This is a genomic window from Mesorhizobium sp. M0633 (assembly GCF_040320645.1).
Taxonomy (GTDB): Bacteria; Pseudomonadota; Alphaproteobacteria; order Rhizobiales; family Rhizobiaceae; genus Mesorhizobium.
This window is the reverse complement of sequence record NZ_JAMYQC010000044.1, coordinates 1-20,000: the sequence shown is the minus strand read 5'-3', so window position 1 is coordinate 20,000 and position 20,000 is coordinate 1. Positions and strand designations below refer to the sequence as shown.

Annotated in this window: 17 protein-coding genes (1 of these 17 running past the window's edge); 4 read left to right on the top strand and 13 right to left on the bottom strand. The window is 63.9% G+C overall.

Annotated features, from left to right (window positions below):
- Nucleotides 1–1,014, top strand: partial view of a M23 family metallopeptidase gene (locus NKI47_RS30760; RefSeq protein WP_352594845.1) — the 3' portion only. Its footprint begins 945 nt before the window's first position; only the last 1,014 of its 1,959 coding nucleotides appear in the window; its start codon lies off the left edge, out of view; the stop codon is at nucleotides 1,012–1,014.
- 17 nt (nucleotides 1,015–1,031) lie between these two features.
- On the opposite strand, the gene NKI47_RS30755 is transcribed toward NKI47_RS30760, so the two are convergent.
- Nucleotides 1,032–2,597: an MFS transporter gene (locus NKI47_RS30755; protein ID WP_352594842.1), complete on the bottom strand. Its 1,566-nt coding sequence runs from the start codon at nucleotides 2,595–2,597 to the stop codon at nucleotides 1,032–1,034.
- A 168-nt stretch (nucleotides 2,598–2,765) separates the two neighbouring features.
- Between NKI47_RS30755 and NKI47_RS30750 the strand changes: the two genes are divergently transcribed.
- Nucleotides 2,766–3,398, top strand: a complete 633-nt coding sequence (locus NKI47_RS30750) for a TMEM175 family protein (RefSeq protein ID WP_023675159.1) — start codon at nucleotides 2,766–2,768, stop codon at nucleotides 3,396–3,398.
- A 21-nt stretch (nucleotides 3,399–3,419) separates the two neighbouring features.
- On the opposite strand, the gene NKI47_RS30745 is transcribed toward NKI47_RS30750, so the two are convergent.
- From NKI47_RS30745 to NKI47_RS30705, 9 genes are all read right to left on the bottom strand, one after another.
- Entirely contained in the window at nucleotides 3,420–4,901 is a 1,482-nt protein-coding gene (locus NKI47_RS30745; protein ID WP_352594839.1) for a L,D-transpeptidase family protein, read from the bottom strand.
- 238 nt (nucleotides 4,902–5,139) lie between these two features.
- On the bottom strand, nucleotides 5,140–5,505 hold the full coding sequence (locus NKI47_RS30740; protein WP_352456638.1) for an MmcQ/YjbR family DNA-binding protein: 366 nt from the start codon (nucleotides 5,503–5,505) through the stop codon (nucleotides 5,140–5,142).
- A gap of 147 nt (nucleotides 5,506–5,652) precedes the next feature.
- Nucleotides 5,653–8,259, bottom strand: coding sequence for an ATP-dependent chaperone ClpB (clpB, locus tag NKI47_RS30735; RefSeq protein ID WP_352594836.1), 2,607 nt, complete (start codon nucleotides 8,257–8,259; stop codon nucleotides 5,653–5,655).
- 234 nt (nucleotides 8,260–8,493) lie between these two features.
- Nucleotides 8,494–9,405, bottom strand: a complete 912-nt coding sequence (locus tag NKI47_RS30730) for a DUF4167 domain-containing protein (protein WP_352594834.1) — start codon at nucleotides 9,403–9,405, stop codon at nucleotides 8,494–8,496.
- A 330-nt stretch (nucleotides 9,406–9,735) separates the two neighbouring features.
- On the bottom strand, nucleotides 9,736–10,614 hold the full coding sequence (gene prmC, locus NKI47_RS30725; RefSeq protein ID WP_352594832.1) for a peptide chain release factor N(5)-glutamine methyltransferase: 879 nt from the start codon (nucleotides 10,612–10,614) through the stop codon (nucleotides 9,736–9,738).
- Nucleotides 10,607–11,686, bottom strand: a complete 1,080-nt coding sequence (prfA, locus tag NKI47_RS30720; RefSeq protein WP_352594829.1) for a peptide chain release factor 1 — start codon at nucleotides 11,684–11,686, stop codon at nucleotides 10,607–10,609. The genes prmC and prfA overlap by 8 nt, the downstream gene beginning before the upstream one ends.
- Before the next feature lie 8 nt (nucleotides 11,687–11,694).
- On the bottom strand, nucleotides 11,695–13,965 hold the full coding sequence (gene ptsP, locus NKI47_RS30715; RefSeq protein WP_352594827.1) for a phosphoenolpyruvate--protein phosphotransferase: 2,271 nt from the start codon (nucleotides 13,963–13,965) through the stop codon (nucleotides 11,695–11,697).
- A 181-nt stretch (nucleotides 13,966–14,146) separates the two neighbouring features.
- Nucleotides 14,147–15,400, bottom strand: a complete 1,254-nt coding sequence (locus NKI47_RS30710; protein WP_254816709.1) for an aspartate kinase — start codon at nucleotides 15,398–15,400, stop codon at nucleotides 14,147–14,149.
- Nucleotides 15,401–15,598: 198 nt separating this feature from the next.
- Entirely contained in the window at nucleotides 15,599–16,168 is a 570-nt protein-coding gene (locus NKI47_RS30705) for a putative glycolipid-binding domain-containing protein (RefSeq protein WP_352594824.1), read from the bottom strand.
- A gap of 214 nt (nucleotides 16,169–16,382) precedes the next feature.
- Between NKI47_RS30705 and ubiG the strand changes: the two genes are divergently transcribed.
- Complete coding sequence (gene ubiG / locus NKI47_RS30700) at nucleotides 16,383–17,132, top strand: bifunctional 2-polyprenyl-6-hydroxyphenol methylase/3-demethylubiquinol 3-O-methyltransferase UbiG (protein ID WP_352594821.1); 750 nt, start codon at nucleotides 16,383–16,385, stop codon at nucleotides 17,130–17,132.
- A 19-nt stretch (nucleotides 17,133–17,151) separates the two neighbouring features.
- Here the strand turns inward: ubiG and NKI47_RS30695 are convergent, their stop codons facing one another.
- Nucleotides 17,152–18,042 (bottom strand): DMT family transporter, encoded by an 891-nt coding sequence (locus tag NKI47_RS30695; protein WP_352594818.1) that lies wholly within the window; start codon nucleotides 18,040–18,042, stop codon nucleotides 17,152–17,154.
- A gap of 101 nt (nucleotides 18,043–18,143) precedes the next feature.
- Here NKI47_RS30695 and NKI47_RS30690 point away from each other — a divergent pair, with 101 nt between their 5' ends.
- Entirely contained in the window at nucleotides 18,144–18,629 is a 486-nt protein-coding gene (locus NKI47_RS30690; protein ID WP_352594815.1) for a MarR family winged helix-turn-helix transcriptional regulator, read from the top strand.
- Between the two features lie 40 nt (nucleotides 18,630–18,669).
- Here NKI47_RS30690 and NKI47_RS30685 read toward each other — a convergent pair whose 3' ends face one another.
- A complete protein-coding gene (locus tag NKI47_RS30685) occupies nucleotides 18,670–19,323 on the bottom strand; it encodes a Vgb family protein (RefSeq protein ID WP_352594813.1) in 654 nt (217 codons plus the stop codon).
- A 9-nt stretch (nucleotides 19,324–19,332) separates the two neighbouring features.
- The coding region (locus NKI47_RS30680) for a winged helix-turn-helix domain-containing protein (RefSeq protein ID WP_502898104.1) at nucleotides 19,333–20,000 on the bottom strand (668 nt) is incomplete at its 5' end.

Sequence of the window (20,000 nt, the reverse complement as noted above, 5' to 3'; positions counted from 1 at the left end):
GTGCTGCGCGTTGGGCTCGAGGTCCATGGCGACGCCGCCAAGATCGTTCGCACCAGCGTGTACGACAGGACCCAGCACATCGTCACCATCGCGCTCGACGACCACGACCAGTACGTGCCGGCGCAGGAGCCGGAGCCAAATCCCGAATTGCTGACGGCGTTCGACGATTCGCCTGCGCCCATAGTGCGCGGCAATCTGCCGAACATCTATGACGGCATCTACCGCACCGCCTATTCCTACGGCATGTCCAAGGCGATGACGCAACGGCTGATCAAGTTGCTGGCATCCAGTGTCGACTTTCAGTCGCGCCTCAATCCCACGGACCGCATCGAGGTGCTGTTCTCGCAGCCCGATGGCGACGACCAGGCGTCTGACGAATCCGAGCTGCTTTACGTCTCCGCGACTTTCGGCGGCACGACACGAAATTTCTATCGTTTCCAGATGCAGGACGGCAGCACCGACTACTTCGACGAAAACGGCAGCAGCGCCGAGCAGTTTCTGCTGCGCAATCCCTTGCCCAATGGCCGGTTTACGTCCGGGTTCGGTGCCAGGCGTCACCCCATTTTGGGGTATGTGAAAATGCACACCGGCACCGACTGGGCAGCTCCCGTGGGATCGCCGATCATTGCCGCGGGCAACGGCGTCGTCGAAAAGGCCGGCTGGGCCGGCGGCTATGGCAAGCAGATCATCTTGCGTCACGCCAATGGCTACGAGACGTCCTACAATCACCAGAGCGCCTTTGCCAAAGGCATCGAGCCGGGTGTTCGCGTTCGCCAGGGTCAGGTTATCGGCTATCTCGGCTCAACCGGCCTCTCCACCGGTCCGCATCTTCATTACGAACTGATCGTCAACGGCACAAAGGTCGATTCGATGCGCGTCCGCCTACCGGTCGGTAAGACGCTGAAGGGCGACGACCTCGTCGCCTTCAAGCGCGAGCGCGAACGCATCGACGACCTGCTCAAGCAGGAAGACAGCAATCAGTTGAAGGTCGCGAGCGCCAAGATCGAAGGCTGAGCCGACGTTTTTCGTCGTCAGCCCTGCTGATTCGCCGTGTCGCGCGCCCATGGCAGCCGCTCGCCGGAAACCGTCGTCCACGCGGTGATTGCCGAAAACAGGCAAAGCAGCGCGGTCACCGCGGCAACGGCGGCGAATGCCGCGTCGCTGGCGGCAAGTCGTGCCGTATCGAGGCCGGGCGCCAGGCCGGCTGGCGGCGGTTCGCCGAAACCCGGAATGCCGGAGCCGGCAGCGGTGCCGAGCACGCCAGCATAGACCCAGGCCGCCAGCGATCCCATCGCCGCCACGGCAATCAGGCCGCCGATGCGCGAGACGGCGTTGTTGATGCCCGAGGCCGCACCCGTATCCTTGTCCTCGACCGCCGTCATGACGGCGGTCGACAGCGGCGATACCACCAGCGCCATGCCGAACCCCATCAGAGCCATCAGCGGGAATACCCCGATCCAGAAATTGTGGATGCCCCAATAGGCCAGCAAGGCAAGTCCGGCAAAGGCAAGAGCCACAACCAGACTGCCGCTGGCGATCGGAAAGCGAGGCCCGATGCGGTCGGACCACTGGCCGACCGGTCCGGACAACACTGCGATCAATGCCGACAGCGGCAGGAAGATGAAACCGACCTCGGCCGCGCTCAGCCCCCATCCGGCGATCATGAGCATCGGCAGATAGAACAGATTGGCCGACAGCGCGAAATAAAGGAAGAAGGTCGCCACATTGGCGCCCGCGAACGCGCCGATCCGAAACAACGACAGATCGATCATCGGCTCGCGCCGCCGGCGCTCGAAGACGATGAACACGACGAGCAAAACCGCACCGGCGGCAATACTCGGGCCGGACATCAGCCCCTCCCCGTCGCCGCTCATCGAGGTCAGACCGTAAGCGAGAGCTCCGAACGCCAATATGGCGAGTGCAGCGCCGCCGAGATCGAGGCTGCGCTTTTCCGCCGGCGCGTCGGCAGGGACCTTGGCCAGCAGAAGATAGACCGAGATAAGGCCGAGCGGCAGATTGATGGCGAAGATCGCCCGCCAGATGCCGTCGCCGAACGCCGACAGCACGAAGCCGCCCAGCACCGGGCCGAGCGCGGTCGTCAGGGCCGATGCTGCGGCCCAGATGCCGATCGCCCGGCCGCGTTCCTTTTTCGGATAGGCTTTGGCGATAATGGCCAGGCTGCCCGGCACCATGATGGCCGCTCCGACACCCTGGATAGCCCGAAACGCAATAAGCACCGCCGGGTTAGGCGCCAGCGCGCAGGCAAGCGAGGCGGCAATGAACAGGACGATGCCGGCGACGAAGGAGTGGCGCAGGCCGAAGCGATCGCCGGCGGCGCCGCCGACGAGAATGAGGGCCGAGAGTGTCAATGCGTAGGCATTGGAAATCCATTGTGCCTCGGCGAGGCTGGCGCCGAGGTCGACGCGGATCGCCGGCGTCGCAATGGCCAGGACCGACCCGTCGATAAAGCCGAGGGCAGAAGCCAGGATCGCGGCGATCAGCACGAACCGCCGCTGCGCCTGCGGACAGAACGTATCGGCGGGAAGTGAGCCGGTCAGGGGAACGGCGCCGGTACCGACTTTGGTTGGCGTGTGCATGCCGCCTTACCTAGATCGCCGGCGCGCCGGCGACAACCGGCCAGCACGCTGTTCTCGTTGAAACCAGGCCCAACCTGGCCACACAGGCAGGATCACGCCGCTCAGGGTGCAAACGGCAAGTGCCGTGCTAAGCTTCTCGCAGCGCTACAGACAAGGGGGAAATACCGCATGAAACGACCGCTCGAACCCTCGGCGGAAGGACGCGGGCGCGTCGTCGGCATCACCGACGGCGTGTTCGCCATCGCGCTCACCCTGATCGTTCTCGAGATCAGGGTGCCGGCGCATGAAACGGTGCATTCCGAACGCGAGTTGATCACAGCGATCACAGCACTGGCGCCGCGCTTCCTGACCTATGCGCTCAGCTTCCTGACGCTGACCATCTTCTGGTTCGGCCAGCAGGCGCAACACGGGCTGATTGCAAAATCCGACCGGCGGCTTGCCACGCTGAACCTCTGTTTCCTCGGCTTCATCGCCTTGCTGCCGTTCTCGACCGACCTTCTCGCCGACTTCCTCGAATTCAGGACTGCGGTGCTCGTCTACTGGTTCAATCTTTTGATGCTCGGACTGACGCTGCTCGCCAGTTGGCGCTACGCGGACAAAAACGGATTTCTGGCCGAAGGTGTCGACGCGGAGACCACCCGAACGGTCTATCTGCGCATCGTCAAGGCACAGATCCTGTGGGCCGTCGGCGCTGCACTCTGCCTGATCAGCCCGTTGCTCAGCGTCGGCTTCATCCTGGTGGTGCAGCTGATCTATGCCGCAGCGCTGCGCGCGCCACTGCTGCGCAAGGTCATCGGGTGATTCGGGCGAAGGCGTTGCGCTTTAGTCGACGAACTCCACGATAACGCCGGGCGTCACGATCTTGGCAAGCTCGCGCGCGTCCCAATTGGTCAGCCGCACGCAGCCATGGCTTTCGGTCTTGCCGATCTTGGACGGATCCGGCGTGCCGTGAATGCCGTAGGTCGGCTTGTCCAGCGCAATCCAGACCGAGCCGACCGGGCCGTTCGGCCCCGGCGGGATGGTCAGGATCCTGTCGTTTTCGCCCTGCTTGAAATTGATGTTCGGGTTGTAGGTGTAGTTCGGGTCCAATGCGACACGCGACACCGCATGCGTGCCGGACGGCGACGGCGTGTCGGACGAGCCGATAGTCGCCGGATAGGCTGCGACCAGCTTGCCCGCCGCATCATAGGCGCGGACCTGCTTATTGGACTTGTCGGCGATGATGCGCGCCACCGGCGTCGCCACCAGCCTGCCGAAATTGGCGACCTTGATGATGGTGCCCGGACGATTGAAATTGGCGTCCGGATTGAGCTTGTTCAGATAGGTTTCATCCATATGGAAGCGCTCGGCCAGCGCTTCGGGTACCGACGTGTAGCCCATCCGATCGAGCTGGGCCTTTTGGCTGTAGTCCTCCGGTATCGAGGCGACATAGGGACCGGCCGCATCCTCGGGCGTGATCGTATAGGAGGCGAAGGCATCGCCGCCGGATTGCGCCAGGGCCGCCTGGATGCCGATTGCGTCGGTCGATTTCAGATTGCTGCCGGTGATCTCATTATAGGCGGCGAGCGCCTTGTCGACATTCGAGCCGAAGCGTCCGTCGATGACGCCGGGCGATGCACCGGCACGGTCGAGCAGCACCTGCAGTACCGCCACGTCCTCGCGGGCGCCGAGCGCAAGCGACGGGTCGACCGCCGTCTTGCCGCCAGTGCTTGGCGGCGGGGCTGTGTCTGGCGGTAAGGCCGCCTGCTCGTTCGGCACCGTCGGCTCGACCGGCTCGATCGAGGCCTCGTTGAGCGGCTGGCGCTCGATGGTGCGCGGCCTCACCGGCTGCGCTGCCTCCGGATAACCGTTGCCGTAGCCGTCATCCCGTGGCGCTTCGGGGAAGGCTTCCACCGAATTGTCGCCATTAAGATCGTAGTCGTCGGCCGGCGGCACGATGATCCTGCCCTCGTCTTCCAACTGCCTGCGGCGGTAGCGCGCCATGTCCTGCGGGTCGTCGAGATAATAGCGGTCGTCCTCGACCGGTCCGAGATTGCGCAAGCGCTCGCGGCGCAAGGCGCGGCGGTCGAGCCTGGTCTGCGGCGGCTGGATGGCGATGACCTTGCCGGTCTCCGCATCGACGATGACGCGGTTTCCCCTGGCATCGTAGTAGATATCGAGATTGCCGTTCTGGGCGACAAGAATGCCGCCGCCATTGGCGGCACGAACCACCCGTGGCGCGGTATCCACTATTGGCGAGGCCATCGCATTCGACGCCAGCAGCCCGGCAGCAAGCGCTGAAAGGGTGAAGATGGTGCGCAACATGATGGCCAAATTCTCCGGTCCGTAATTGCCGCCGCCGGCATTGTCTCTTCAAAGCGCCGCGCGTCTTTTTCGACGCGCAAAGGACGCTCTAACGCTTTAAATCTCCGCATCGTGCTTTGCGAAAATCAAAACTCGATTTCGGGCCGATGTGGTAGGCGAACCCCTTCGCCAGCAAATCAGTTGCCAACGATAAGGTTCCAATATGAACCGGGCATGAAGATGGCGGATTTCTGACCGATTAACCGGCAGCGAGTCCCAATTCCTTGCGCGCCTGCTTCGTCAGCTTCAGCACGACAAGACGGTGGCTTTCGCGCAGGTAATCCTTCAGCGCGCCATCATCCATGCTTTCGCCGGTCTGGCGCTGGATCCATTTCATGCCGCGTGAGGCAAGATAGGGCGCGGGCCGAAGGCCCGGCTGCTCCCTCAGCACGTCATAGGCGATGTCGGAGCATTTGAAGGTAACGAACGGCTCCTTGCCCTCACTCCAGCCGCCGATCGCGAAGACCTTGCCGCCGACCTTCCAGACATGGGCGCCGCCCCACTGCACGACATGGGTCGCCGAAGGCAGCGAGGCGCAGAAGCTGTTATAGTCGTCCAGCGTCATCTGCGCCCCGCCAGTGATGTTGGACCATGAACCGAAGGCCGGCGTAACAAAAGGGTATGCCGGTTTTTCGGAAAGGATCATGGTCGAGATTGAAGACAGGAATTCCATCCCGATTCGATCGGGATGGAACAGGCTCTTGGCTTGAGCTCAGGCGGCTGCCTCGGTTGCCACGACCGCGGGCTTCGAGCGGAAGTTCAAGCGGTCGGAGCCGGCGGTGACCTTGACGGTTGAGCCGTCGAGGATCTCGCCGAGCAGGATCTTTTCCGCCAGGGGGTCCTGCAATTCCTTCTGCATCACCCGCTTCAGCGGCCGCGCGCCATAGGCCGGGTCGTAACCCTTGGCCGCCAGCCAGTCGATCGCCTCCTGATCGAGCGAAAGCGCGATCTTGCGGTCGACAAGCAGGTTTTCCAGGCGCTTGAGCTGTATCTCGACGATACGACCCATATCCTGGCGGCGCAGCCGGTGGAACAGGATTACCTCGTCGATGCGGTTGAGGAATTCCGGCCGGAACGAAGCCCTGACGACATTCATCACCTCGTCGCGCACGACGTCGACATCCTGGTCCTCGCCGAGATTGACCAGATATTCGCCGCCGAGGTTCGATGTCATGATGATCAGCGTGTTGCGGAAATCGACCGTGCGGCCCTGCCCATCGGTCAGCCGGCCGTCGTCGAGCACCTGCAGCAGCACGTTGAAGACATCAGGATGCGCCTTCTCGATCTCGTCGAACAGCACGACCTGATAGGGCCGGCGCCGCACCGCTTCGGTCAGCGCGCCGCCTTCCTCATAGCCGACATAGCCGGGAGGCGCGCCGATCAGCCGGGCGACCGAGTGCTTCTCCATGAACTCCGACATGTCGATGCGCACCATGGCGCTCTCGTCGTCGAACAGGAAGCTGGCCAGCGCCTTGGTCAATTCGGTCTTGCCGACGCCCGTCGGTCCGAGGAACATGAACGAGCCGAGCGGCCGGTTCGGGTCCTGAAGGCCGGCGCGCGCACGGCGCACGGCTTTCGACACTGCCTGCACCGCCTCGCCCTGGCCGACGACGCGCTTGCCGACCTCGTCTTCCATGCGCAACAGCTTGTCGCGCTCGCCTTCCAGCATCTTGTCGACCGGGATCCCCGTCCAGCGCGAGACGATATGGGCGACGTGATCGGGACCGACCACTTCCTCGACCATGCCGGCCTTGCCATCCCTGGCTTCGGCCTGCTTCAGCTGCTTTTCGAGTTCCGGGATCTTGCCATAGGCAAGTTCGCCGGCGCGCTGGAATTCGCCCTTGCGCTGGGCAATGGCAAGTTCGTTGCGCGCCTCGTCGAGCTGCTTCTTGAGGTCGGCGGCAAGCCCGAGCTTCTGCTTCTCGGCCTGCCATTTCGAGGTCAGCTCGGTCGATTCCTCCTCGAGGTTCGAGAGTTCCTTCTCGAGCCGCGCGAGCCGGTCCTTCGAGGCATCGTCCTTCTCGACCTTCAGCGCCTCGCGCTCGATCTTGAGCTGCATGATGCGGCGGTCGATCTCGTCCAGCGCCTCGGGCTTCGAATCGACCTGCATGCGGAGCCGCGAGGCGGCCTCGTCGACGAGATCGATCGCCTTGTCCGGCAGGAAGCGGTCGGCGATGTAGCGGTTGGACAGGGTTGCGGCCGCGACCAGTGCCGAATCCGAGATGCGCACCTTGTGGTGCTGCTCGTATTTCTCTTTCAGGCCGCGCAGGATCGAGACGGTGTCTTCGACCGTCGGCTCATTGACGAAGACCGGCTGGAAGCGGCGGGCAAGGGCCGCATCCTTCTCGACATGCTTGCGGTATTCGTCGAGCGTGGTTGCGCCGACACAATGCAGTTCGCCGCGGGCGAGCGCCGGCTTCAGCAGGTTCGACGCGTCCATGGCGCCATCCGCCTTGCCGGCACCGACAAGCGTGTGCATCTCGTCGATGAACAGAATGATGCCGCCGGCGGCAGACGTGACTTCGGAAAGCACCGCCTTCAGCCGCTCCTCGAACTCGCCGCGGTATTTGGCGCCGGCGATCAGCGACCCCATGTCGAGCGCCATCAGCTGCTTGTCCTTGAGCGATTCCGGCACATCGCCATTGACGATGCGCAGCGCCAGCCCTTCGGCGATCGCCGTCTTGCCGACGCCGGGTTCGCCGATCAGCACTGGGTTGTTCTTGGTGCGGCGCGACAGCACCTGGATGGTGCGGCGGATTTCGTCGTCGCGGCCGATGACCGGATCGAGCTTGCCCGCGCGGGCGTCCGCCGTCAGGTCGCGCGCGTATTTCTTCAGCGCGTCGTAGCCCTGCTCGGCGCTCGCCGAATCGGCAGTGCGACCTTTGCGTACGTCGTTGATGACCTGGTTCAGCGCCTGCGGCGTGACACCCGCCTTGGACAGGATGTCGGCGGTCTTGGCCGATTTTTCCATGGCCAGCGCCTGCAATAGCCGTTCGACGGTAACGAAGCTGTCACTGGCCTTCTTGGCCAGTTCCTCGGCGGTCGAAAACACCTTTGCCAGCGGCTGCGCCAGATAGAGCTGGCCATTGCCGCCCTCGACCTTGGGCATTGACTCCAGTGCCGTTTCGACGCCGAGCTTGACGTCACGGACATTGCCGCCGGCGCGCTCGATCAGCGACGCAGCCAGGCCCTCGTCGTCATCGACAAGGACCTTGAGGATATGCTCGGGGGTGAATTGCTGGTGGCTGCGGGAGAGCGCCATGGTTTGCGCGGACTGGATAAAGCCGCGCACGCGCTCGGAATATTTTTCAAGATTCATGCCTGTCTCCTTCCGTCACCGGCCCGCTTCGCGGCACCGGATCAGATTGCGGTGACGGACCCGCCCGTTCGAGCCGGATCCTGTTCACGCAAGATATGGGACGCAAACCACGGACCCTCAAGACTCGACACTGGCGAACGCATAATATTCCGAGCGCGCAAACAAAAACGGCGGAGATTTCTCTCCGCCGCCTAGGGTAAACGATGCGCTAAGATCGCCTGAACGTTTCTTCGATCAATTCTCGACATCGGCAATAATAGGTTGACCGCCAGCGTCTTCAGCCGGCGCTGCATCGACCTTGCCAGCTTCGGCACTGTCAGGGCCGGCATTGTCGTTGCCGCCATTTGCCTGTTCGACATCGAGGCGCGGACGGCGCGGACGCCTGGGGCGGCGTGCCGGGCTGTTTTCGGCCGCGGCTTCGTTGAGCTCGGCCTGGGCGGCGAGACCCGCCGGCGAAAGGTTTTCGAATTGCGGTGCGGGCTCGCTCACAAAGACCGGCTCAGCGGCCGGTACGGGCTCCGCCTGCGCCGGCGTCTCGTCGCGCCGTGGCTGTTCGACGCGCTGGCCGCCCTGCTCGCCGCGCGCGCCATACTCGCCGCGCTGGCCGTTCTGGCCGTAACCGCCATTGGGGCGACGGTCGCGGTGGCGTCCGCCATTGTTGTCGCGGCCGTCACGGTTGTCGCGGCCGCCCCGATTGTCGCGGCTGTTTTCCTGGTTCAGCGCCAGCTCGGCCGGCGTGCCATCGATGACCGGCTGCGGGCCGGCCCCGTGATTGGCCGAAGCCGATGCCTCGTTGGCATTGTTGTTGCCGGCATTGTCGAACTCGTCGCGATCCTCGTCGCCGTCATCGTCGAAATCGTCGCGATTCTGCTGGGCGTTCTGGATCGGCATCTGCGCCTGAGCGGCTGCGATGATGCGGTTATAGTGCTCTGCATGCTGGAGATAGTTTTCCGCCATCACCCGGTCGCCGGAGCTTTGCGCGTCACGGGCAAGGGTTGCGTACTTCTCGGCAATCTGCTGAGCCGATCCGCGGATCTTCACGTCCGGGCCGTTGCTCTCATAGTTACGCGTCAGGGGATTCGGCCCCTTACGATTGTTGTTGTTATTGTTGTTGCCGCCGCCGCCACTGTTGTTGCGACCGCGCATGCGCCTGTTTTGCTGTTGTGGCCTCATTAGACTCTCTTCACTTTGAAATTTTCGAAAAACTCTTCACGAACGGAGGCGCTCATGCGGCCAGCCGTTTCGTTCCTTCACCGGCGTTCGCCCGCATCAATTGCGTTGGCGCCACGTGCCATCCTGTTCCGGTTACTTCACTTGCCGGACGATTCCCGCACGAAGCTTGGGCGTCGTTTGCGCAAGAAGGCAGCTATTTCCAAGGAAACCGAATCGCTAAGAGCACTGCCTGCTTCGTCTCATCCGGTTAACGCGACCCTAGCCGCATTCCCCGGTATTGCCAAGCGCTTTTTTCGCACTGCATCACGGCTTCCACCGTTCGAACACAAGAACTCTGTCGTTTCCGCCGAGATCACGAAACACCCCGACCGAACGGTACCCGGCCGCGGAGAATATCTCCGTAACCTGTTGGTGCTGCGTATGGCCGATCTCGACCGCAATCCTGCCTTGGAGTTCCAAATACGCTGCCGCTCCCGCGGCGATCTTCCTGTAGGGGCTCAGACCGTCCACGCCGCCATCGAGGGCCTGGCGTGGATCGAAACCGCGGACCTCGTCCTGCAGATTTCCAATGTCGTCTGAGGGTATATAGGGAGGGTTTGCGACAATTACATGGTACCGGCCAGAAACTTTTTCAAACCAGTCGGATTTGAGCGGCGTGAACCGGCCGGCGAGCCCCAATTCCCCGGCATTACGCATGGCTGTGGCCAGCGCCTCCTGCGAAATGTCAACGCCGGTGGCGGTCGCGGCCGGAACGGCGCTGAGCAGCGCCAGCGCGATGGCACCGGTACCGGTCCCTAGATCGAGGATGCGGCAGTCGCCCTCGCGTGCCGCCATTGCCTTGACAAAGGGCAGTATAGCCTCGACCAGCGTTTCGGTATCCGGCCGCGGCTCCAGCGTTTGCGGCGAAAGCGAAAGGCGCAAGCCATAGAATTCGCGGTAGCCAAGGATCCGGTGTACCGGCTCGCCGGCGATGCGCCGCCGCAAGGCGGCTTCGATTACCGCCGTCACGTCCGTATCGACAGCGCGCCCGGGATCGGCGATGGCCTGCGTGCGACTGGTGCCGGAAAAATGCTCGACGATCAGCCTGGCATCGAGCGCCGGATCCGCGATCCCGGCTGCGGCGAGCCGGTTTCGCGCCTCCCGCAGCAGCGGCGCCAGCGTGGCGGGCAGGCTGTCAGCCATCGATGCCGATATCGGCGAGCAGCTTCGACTGGTGATCGGCTATCAGCGCGTCGATGATCTCGTCGAGTTCGCCCATCATCACCCGGTCGAGCTTATAGAGCGTCAGGTTGATACGATGATCGGTGACGCGACCCTGCGGAAAATTATAGGTGCGGATGCGTTCCGAGCGGTCGCCCGAGCCGACCTGCGACTTGCGCGATTCGGAACGTTCCTCGTCCGCCTTGCTGCGCTCGAGGTCGTAGAGCCTGGCGCGCAAGATCTGCATGGCCTTCGCCCGGTTCTGGTGCTGCGACTTTTCCGCCTGCACCACCATGATGCCGGTCGGCAGATGGGTGATGCGCACGGCCGAATCGGTGGTGTTGACGTGCTGGCCGCCGGAACCCGAGGCGCGCATCGTGTCGATGCGGATGTCATCGGCCCTGATCTCGATGTCGACCTCTTCGGCTTCCGGCAGCACCGCGACCGTCGCCGCCGAGGTATGAATGCGTCCGCCCGCCTCGGTCGTCGGCACGCGCTGCACCCGGTGCACGCCGGATTCGAACTTCAGATGGGCAAAGACGCCCTTGCCCGAAACGGTCGCGATGATTTCCTTGTAGCCGCCGACCTCACCCTCGCTGGCCGACACCGTCTCGAAACGCCAGCCATGCGCCGCGGCATAGCGCTCGTACATGCGAAACAGGTCGCCGGCGAAAAGCGCCGCCTCGTCGCCGCCGGTGCCGGCGCGGATCTCGAGGATGGCGTTCTTGTCGTCGGCGGCATCCTTGGGCAAGAGCAGGATCTGGATGTCCTTCTGCAGCGCCTCGATGCGATGCTTGACCTCCGGCAGGTCGGCCTCGGCCAAGGCCCGCATCTCGGCGTCGGTGCCCTTGTCGGCGAGCATCGCCTCCAGATCGCCCTGTTCGTGCTCCGCGGCGCGCAGTGCCCTGATCTTTGCCACCATCTCCTGGATGTCGGCATATTCGGAGGCCATCCTGACATAGGCGTCCGGCGCTGGCCCGGCCGACATCTGCGCTTCGAGCATGTCGAAACGCTTGACGACTTGATCCATACGGTCGCGGGGCAGGTTGATCATGGCGAAGTCTACAGCGGTATCGAGCGGTCGTCGGCAAAGGCTTGCAGCAGCGCCCGCATCGGCAGGCCATGCGCCGGCGCCATCAGATTGTCGTCGAAGAACGCTTCCAACTCGCTGAGCGGCAGTTCCGTCAGCATCGCCTTGACCGGGCCGATCGATGCCGGCGACATCGAGATCGAGCGATAGCCAAGGCCGATCAGCGCCATCGCCGAGATCGGCTTGCCGGCAAGTTCGCCGCACAGGGTCACCGGCGTCTGGTTGCGAGCCCCGGCATCGGCAATTTGCCTCAAAACACGCAGGAACGGCGTCGACAGCGGGTCGAAGCGGTCGGACAATTGGGTATTGCCACGGTCCACCGCCATGACGAACTGGAACAGGTCGTTCGAGCCGACCGAGACGAAATCGACCGCCTTCATCAACTCGTCGAGCTGGAACAGCAGCGACGGCACCTCCAGCATCGCCCCCACCTTAAGGCTGGTCGGCAAATGATGGGCAAAGCGCGACAAATGCCGGACCTCGCGATCGATGATCTCGCGCGCCTGCGCGATCTCACCGAGTTCCGTCACCATTGGCAGCATCAGCTTCAGTTCGCGCCCGCCGCACGCCTTGAGCAGCGCGCGGATCTGGGTGCGCAGCAGGCCAGGCCGGTCGAGCGTCAGGCGGATGGCGCGCCAGCCGAGCGCCGGGTTCTCCTCCTGGATCGAGCCCTTGAAATAGGGCAGCACCTTGTCGCCGCCAATATCGATGGTGCGGAACGTCACCGGCTTGTCGCGCGCCGCCTCGAGCACGTCACGGTACAAGCGCTCCTGGGCTTCCGCGCGCGGAAAGGTCGAGGCGACCATGAATTGCAGCTCGGTGCGGAACAGGCCGATGCCGGCCGCGCCCGCTTCGGCCAGTTGCGGCAGGTCGACCGCCAGCCCGGCATTCATCAGAAGGTCGACCTGGACACCGTCCTTGGTCACCGACGGCTTCTTGCGCAGCTCGCGGTAGACCTCCTGCCGCCGCGCCCGGAAACGCACTTTCTCGGCATAGGCCGCCTCGAGGTCGGGCTGCGGGCGCAGATGGATTGCACCCTCCTCGCCGTCGACGATGATGGCATCGCCGTTTTCCGCCATGGAAACGGCGCCTTTCATTTGGCCGGCGACAGGTATGCCCATGGCCCGCGCCACGATGACGACATGGCTGGTCGCGGCGCCGTCCTCCAGCACCAGCCCGCGCAGCTTGTCCCTGGGATAATCGAGCAGCTCCGCAGCACCCATCGAGCGGGCGACAATGATGGCGTCCTTGGGCAGCGAGGCCGCGACGTCCTCCGGCCCGCGCCCCATCAGCTGCCGCAGCAGCCGATTGGCGAGATCGTCGAAATCGCTCATCCGTTCGCGCAGATACGGATCGGTCATGTGCAGCATGCGGGCACGCATGTCGCTCTGCACCTTTTCGACCGCCGCTTCGGCCGTCAGGCCGTTGCGGATCGCCTCCTCGAGCCGGCGCACCCAGCCGCGGTCGTTGGCGAACATGCGATAGGCTTCGAGCACCTGGCGATGCTCGCCCTCGAAGGCGACGTCGCGGCGCTCCAGCATGTCGTCGATGGAGAGCCTGAGCGAGCCGAGCGACGCGTCGAGCCGCCTGACCTCTTCCTCGCTGTCCTCGTTGAAAAGATTGGTGACGACGATGCGCGGTTCGTGCAGCACCACATGGCCGAGACCGACGCCTTCGTTGAAGGACAGGCCGGTAAAGCTTACCGGGCGGCGCAGATCGAGCTCGAGGCCGGGCCTTGTCAGCCGCTCCAGATCGCCGGTGGCGATCATCTCGGCGATCACCATCGCCGTTGTTTCCAGCGCCTCGACCTCGTCGTCGCGATAATGGCGCATGGTCTTGTTCTGCACGACCAGGACGCCGAGTGTCCGCCCTGCCCGCAGCACCGGCACGCCGAGGAAGGAATTATAGATTTCTTCCCCTGTCTCCGGCAGGTAGGCGAAGGCAGGATGCTCCTGTGCATTGGAGAGGTTGAGCGGCCGCGCCGAGGCCGCGATCGTGCCGACCAGGCCTTGGCCCAGCCTGAGCTGCGCCAGGTGGACGGCGTTCGGGTTCAGGCCTTCGGTGGCGTAGAGTTCGAGCACCGAATCGGCGCGCAGCACATAGAGCGAGCAGACCTCGGCAACCATGTTGGAGGCGATGTCGCGCACGATTCGGTCAAGCCGCTCCTGCGGCTCCAGCGGCTCTTGCATGAGCTCGCGGAGCCGTTTCAGCAAAACGCGCGGGCCACTGGCCGAATCACGCATCGCGGCTTCTTCTCCAATAGCGTTTCAACCGGTGCAGGTTGCCCTGCACAGCGGCACAAACGCAACAACTCAATTAGAGCGCCATCGTCCAATTGGACGCATAAAGACCGCTCCAAGATTTTCGATCCGCTGCATCCTGCCTTCCGAAAATCGATTCCGATTTTCGGGCCGATGCAGTCTGCTACTGCTTATCCAGACCGTACACGGAATGCAAAGTGCGAACTGCTAGTTCCGTATAGGGACCGTCGATCAGGATCGAAATCTTGATTTCGGACGTCGTGATGGCGCGGATGTTGATCGCGCGGTCGGCCAGCGCCTTGAAGGCGGTAGCGGCGACGCCGGCATGGCTGCGCATGCCGATGCCGATGACCGAGACCTTCGACATGCCGGCTTCCGACTGCACCACGTCGTAGCCGATCGTCGCCTTCAGCCGCTCGAGCACGGCGAGCGCCTTGTCGACGTCGCCGGATGGCACGGTGAAGGTCATGTCAGTGAACTTGCCGTCCTCGGAGATATTCTGGACGATCATGTCGACATTGATGTTGGCCTCGGCCAGCGGCCCGAAAATGCCGGCGGCGACGCCCGGCCGATCGCCGACGCGGCGCAACGAAATCTGCGCCTCGTCCTTGGCGTAGGCAATTCCGGTGACGACCTGCTGTTCCACGATCTCTTCCTCGTCGCAAATAAGCGTTCCCGGCGGATTAAGCAAATCCCCCATTCCTGGTGCGTCGGGATCGTCGAAGGACGACCGCACGAAAGTACGCACCCTGTGCACCATGGCAAGCTCGACCGAGCGCACCTGCAGGACCTTGGCGCCGAGCGAGGCCATTTCGAGCATTTCCTCGAACGAAATCTTGGCCAGCCGCCGCGCCTTCGGCTCGATGCGCGGATCGGTCGTGTAGACCCCGTCGACATCGGTGTAGATATCGCAGCGGTCGGCCTTGACCGCTGCCGCGATGGCGACAGCGCTGGTATCAGAACCGCCGCGGCCGAGCGTTGCGATCCGATTGTCCGGCCCGATGCCCTGGAACCCGGCAACCACCGCCACCTGGCCTTCGCCGAAGCGCTTGATCAAGAACGCGCCGTCGATGTCGAGAATGCGCGCCGCGCCATGCGCGTTGTCGGTCTTGATCGGGATCTGCCAGCCTTGCCAGGAGCGGGCATGCACGCCGATATTCTGCAGCGCGATCGCCAGCAAGCCGGCAGTGACCTGCTCGCCGGACGCGACGACGGCGTCATATTCACGCGCATCGTGCATCGGCGAGGCCTCGCGCGTCCATTGCACGAGCTCGTTGGTCTTGCCGGCCATCGCCGAGACCACGACGGCGACCTCATGGCCGGCGTCGACCTCGCGTTTGACATGACGCGCCACATTGCGGATGCGGGCGATGTCGGCGACGGAGGTTCCGCCGAATTTCATCACGATGCGCGCCATAGAAGCGAAATGCCTTTGACTGGATGCCGGACCGAAGGCCGAAAAGCGGAAAAATGCGCCAAGCTGTGGCCGGGCGCTCAATGCGCGGCCTCCTTAGCCAAATGATGGCGGTTTCGCAAGGCATGCCGCCGCTGCCGGCCAGGCGACACACGAGCACAGCGTCACGCCTGCACTGCCTCTTGGCAAATGCCGCTCGCTTCAGCCCAGCTGTGCCGTGGCTCTCCACAGGCGCGGATAATCGAGGACGAAACCGAGCGGCGAGACCTCCAGTGTCTCGTGGTAGCCGAACATCGGGGCGGCATAGGCGTAATGTGCAGCATCGACGCGCTGATAGGTTTGCTCGAGGCGAACGAGCCTGAGTTCGGGAAATGTCAGATAGGCCGCCGGGGCGGGCGTCGCCGTGCCGACATCGAGGGCAAAACGGCGAAGCGCCAAAAGGTTCGTTGCGGGCGTGAAGCCGAGATCGACATCGATGAGACCGTCGACTTCCGCTTGATGCTCGCCGTTCAGCGTCCATTGGCGCTCGGTCAGCCGGTCGATCCTGTAATGCAGCTCTTGCGTGCCGAGAAAGCCGTCGGCGCGCGCCGATCGTGTATGCCAATCGGCGTCGCAGTCCGCCTCGTAGGCGATGCTGCACGGCTCGCCGTCCTGGACGAAAAGCGCCTGTCCCCTGAGGTTCCACCCAGAGCCCGATTCCGACAGAAGGCAAGCGTCGTGGCCTTCCTGGTCAAGCCGGCGCCAAAGAATGGAAGCAACCGCTCGCATCATTGCGCACTCCTCCGAACCCGATGTCTCTGCTTCGTCCGCCAAAGCCTAGGCGTTTCCTTCCGGCACACCATCAACTGACACGTGCTGACACAAATGCAGCCGGCAAAAGGCGGCGCCGGAAGGCATCGCGCGCATCGCACCGCCGGCGGTGAATTTCGCGCCTTGACATTCGCAGCCTCGCGCCCGACTTCCTAGCGTCCGAGGAGACCACGCCATGCCAGAGCCCCGACGATCGACGATCGATGCCGGAGAGGTGGAACGCTTTTCCGCCCTTGCCGCCGAATGGTGGAACCCGAACGGCAAGTTCCGCCCGTTGCACAAGTTCAACCCGATCCGGCTTGCCTATATCCGCGACCAGGTGGCGGCCCGGTTCGGCCGCGATCCGCGTGCGGCACGGCCGTTCGAAGGCCTGCGCTTTCTTGACATCGGCTGCGGCGGCGGGCTTTTGTGCGAGCCGATGGCGCGGCTTGGCGCCGAAGTGGTCGGCGCCGATGCCTCCGCCACCAACATCGAAGTGGCCAAGCTGCATGCGGCGGAAGTCGGCGTGAGCGTGGATTATCGCGCCACGACCGCAGAAGACCTTGCCGATGCCGGCGAAAAATTCGACGTCATCCTCAACATGGAAGTGGTCGAGCATGTCGCCAATGTCGATCTGTTCCTGGCCAAATGCGGCGAGATGGTCAAGCCTGGCGGCATCATGTTCGTCGCCACCATCAACCGCACGCTGAAGGCCCTGGGCCTGGCCATCATCGGCGCCGAATATGTGCTGCGTTGGCTGCCACGCGGCACCCACCAGTTCGGCAAGCTGGTGCGCCCCGAGGAACTGGAAAAGGCGCTTGCCGGCGCCGGCCTGGCCGTCATCGACCGCACCGGCGTCACCTACAACCCGCTCGCCGACCGCTGGCAGCGCTCGAAGGACATGGACGTCAACTACATGGTGCTGGCGGAGAAGGCATCCGTCTGAAGCTTACGCCTTCTGGCCCCTATGGCCTCTGGCTTTGCGCCTTGGTGGTGATGAACACGCCGGCGGTGATGATGACGGCACCGGCCCAGGTCAGCAGTTGATAGCGCTCGCCGAGGAAGAGGGTCCCGGCAAACAGCCCGACCGCCGCCGCGACGTAGCCGATCTGGCTGAGATAGACCGGGCCGCCGACCGCTTGCAGGCGGAAGAAGAAGGCGAACATCGCCGAGGCTGATGCCACCTGTGCCGCGGCGACCAGCGGCACGCCGCCGAGCGAGCCGAATGCATTGCCGCCAAGCACGACCAGAATGCCGGCAAGCAGCATCAAGGCTGCTGCCAGATGGCTGCCGACGGCGAGCTCGATCGGGCCGGTGCCTTCGGGCCAGTCGACGGTGCGGTAAATGTTGCCGGCGGCGAGGCTGACCGGGATGAGCAGGCCCATCGCAACCCAGAAAAATTCGGCCGGCTGGCCCGCTTCGCCGCGCGTCACCGCCACCATGACTGCGCCGACGAAACCGACGACTATGCCGACGATGCCCAGCATGGTCGGGGGCCTGACGCCGAGCAGCATCGAGAACACCAGCGTGACGACCGGCGACAGCGTGAACATGATGCCGCTGTAGCCGGCGCCCAGATGCGGAATGGCTGAAAACATCAGCAGATTGGGGATTGCATATGAGACGGCCGCGGTGACGAAGAAATAGCGCAGCCTGTGCGGCGTAAGCCGCATGCGCTTCCCGTTGAGCAGCAATGCGCACAAAAGCACGCCGCCGGCACCAAGCGAGATGACGAAGGCCCAGACCATGGCGGCCACGCCGGCCGCCGTCGCGATCTTGCCGAACGGCAGCGTCAGGCCGAGCAGTCCACCGGTGACAACCAGAAGGCCAAGCGCCGAGTCCCAGAGAAATTTCATCGCACCGTCCCGTCGCTCGTTCGCGGCACTTGGCCAATATCGCAAGCTGAGGTAAGATAAGGTAAAGATTCTTCACGTCAAGATACATAGCGGTGAGAGACATGGATCGCGCAGCAAAAGCGATCAGGCAATGGAAAAAGGAACGGCCGGATCTCGATGTCTCGCCGATGGCCGTGCTCGGACGGTTGAACGAGGCCGCCTCGCTGATCGCACGAGAGCGGCTGGCGCCGCTGTTTGCAAGTTACGGGCTGCAATCCGGGGAATTCGATGTGCTGGCGACGCTGCGTCGTTCCGGGCCGCCATACGCGCTGACGCCGACGGCTCTTTACGAGGCGACGATGGTAACGTCGGGCGCGATGACCAACCGCCTCGATCGGCTCGAGAAATCCGGTCTGATCAAGCGCGGGCCGCACCCCGACGATCGCCGCGGCATTGTCGTGCAGCTGACTAAAAAGGGTCTGGCGTTGATTGACGAGGCGGTTACCGCTCACGTCGCCAACGAGCACCAGATACTTTCTGGGTTAGCACGCCCGGAGCAGATCATGCTCGCACGCCTGCTCGAAAAACTGATAGCGAGCCTAGGCTAACCCAGGGCGGCCAAGAGGGCCGGCCGAGAGGGTGGAAAGCTTAAATCCTGGTCGCCGAGCCTCGTTTGGGGCGGCGAACAGCTCTGATCTTGCCGCTGTTTCCGCCGCCACAGAAAAACTGGTCACCGCCATCGGATTCGAGCCCCGACACGCCTGTTCCCGGCGGCATATCGAGCTTCTCAAGGACCTTGCCCGTTTCAGGATCGATCCGCCTGACATCGCTCTCCTCGCCCTCCCAGGTGCCATGCCACAGCTCGCCGTCGACCCAGCTGACGCCGGTGACGACGCGGTTGGAAACGATGGTGCGAAGGATTGCCCCTGTCTCGGGATCGACCTGATGAATCTTTCGGCCCCGATGCTGCCCGACCCAGAGTGTTCCTTCGGCCCAGGCGAGCCCGGAATCACCGCCGTTGCCGGGCGCCGGGATCGTCGCCAGCACCTGGCCATTCTTCGGATCGATCTTCTGGATGCGATCCTCGGCGATCTGATAGAGGTGCTGGCCGTCGAAGGCCGTTCCGGCGTGTGCCGCGACGTCGATCGAGCGCACCACTTTGCCGCTCGCCGGATCGAAGGCGTTCAATCTGTCGCCTGAGGCAAACCAGACATGCTCACCGTCAAAGGTAACGCCGTCTACCTGGTCGACACCCGGAAAGGGCCCATATTCTCGAAGGATTTCGGCTGCGGATCGTTCCATGATTCCATCCTAGTAGCCCGGCAGTGGGCCGGGGAGTAACAAGATTGTCGGGAAACCCGTCAGCGGCGGGGTCATCCAGCGACGCGCCCGTCCGCGGCCGAACGACTGCACCTTGCCGGCCTGGGCGAGTTGCTCGAGCGCTCGCTGCACGGTACGCGAACTGGCTCCAAGCGCAATCGACAGGGCCGAACTCGACCAAGATTCGCCGTCGGCGAGGAAGGCGAGCATGGCGGCATGCTCTTCTTCGACGGGTGGCGCCAGCACGACGACCTCACCTGCGCGGCGCGGGGCCAGCGCAAAGCCCCGCTTCGTCGCGCTCACATCCGCCAAGCTCCGAAGCTCCGCGCGAAGCCGCCCGACTTCGACCCGTAACCGTGCGCGATGTGATTCGTCCGCGTCCTTTCCGCGGAAAGCGCGCGCAATGAGCGTCGCTCTTGCCACGTCCCCCGGCCAGGCTTCGGCCAGCGCGCGGGCCAGCGCGAACAGCACCGGGCGGGTCGCCAGCGAGACGACGTTGTCTGCGACCCGCACGACATTGCGGCATGCATCCACCACGAGCGCCCCCGACGCCAGGAGCGCTTCGACTTCGTCGAGCAGAAGGGGCCGTTCCCCGCCACGCGCGACAAGGCGTGCGGCCGGGGTGTCCAGCACCAGCGATGCGCTCTCCACCTCCGCGA

Coding starts and splice junctions, on each gene's coding strand:
- NKI47_RS30755 (WP_352594842.1), bottom strand. CDS start 2,597: ATGCACACGCCAACCAAAGTCGGTACCGGCGCCGTTCCCCTGACCGGC.
- NKI47_RS30750 (WP_023675159.1), top strand. CDS start 2,766: ATGAAACGACCGCTCGAACCCTCGGCGGAAGGACGCGGGCGCGTCGTC.
- NKI47_RS30745 (WP_352594839.1), bottom strand. CDS start 4,901: ATGTTGCGCACCATCTTCACCCTTTCAGCGCTTGCTGCCGGGCTGCTG.
- NKI47_RS30740 (WP_352456638.1), bottom strand. CDS start 5,505: ATGACGCTGGACGACTATAACAGCTTCTGCGCCTCGCTGCCTTCGGCG.
- clpB (WP_352594836.1), bottom strand. CDS start 8,259: ATGAATCTTGAAAAATATTCCGAGCGCGTGCGCGGCTTTATCCAGTCC.
- NKI47_RS30730 (WP_352594834.1), bottom strand. CDS start 9,405: ATGCGCGGTCGCAACAACAGTGGCGGCGGCGGCAACAACAATAACAAC.
- prmC (WP_352594832.1), bottom strand. CDS start 10,614: ATGGCTGACAGCCTGCCCGCCACGCTGGCGCCGCTGCTGCGGGAGGCG.
- prfA (WP_352594829.1), bottom strand. CDS start 11,686: ATGATCAACCTGCCCCGCGACCGTATGGATCAAGTCGTCAAGCGTTTC.
- ptsP (WP_352594827.1), bottom strand. CDS start 13,965: ATGCGTGATTCGGCCAGTGGCCCGCGCGTTTTGCTGAAACGGCTCCGC.
- NKI47_RS30710 (WP_254816709.1), bottom strand. CDS start 15,400: ATGGCGCGCATCGTGATGAAATTCGGCGGAACCTCCGTCGCCGACATC.
- NKI47_RS30705 (WP_352594824.1), bottom strand. CDS start 16,168: ATGATGCGAGCGGTTGCTTCCATTCTTTGGCGCCGGCTTGACCAGGAA.
- ubiG (WP_352594821.1), top strand. CDS start 16,383: ATGCCAGAGCCCCGACGATCGACGATCGATGCCGGAGAGGTGGAACGC.
- NKI47_RS30695 (WP_352594818.1), bottom strand. CDS start 18,042: ATGAAATTTCTCTGGGACTCGGCGCTTGGCCTTCTGGTTGTCACCGGT.
- NKI47_RS30690 (WP_352594815.1), top strand. CDS start 18,144: ATGGATCGCGCAGCAAAAGCGATCAGGCAATGGAAAAAGGAACGGCCG.
- NKI47_RS30685 (WP_352594813.1), bottom strand. CDS start 19,323: ATGGAACGATCCGCAGCCGAAATCCTTCGAGAATATGGGCCCTTTCCG.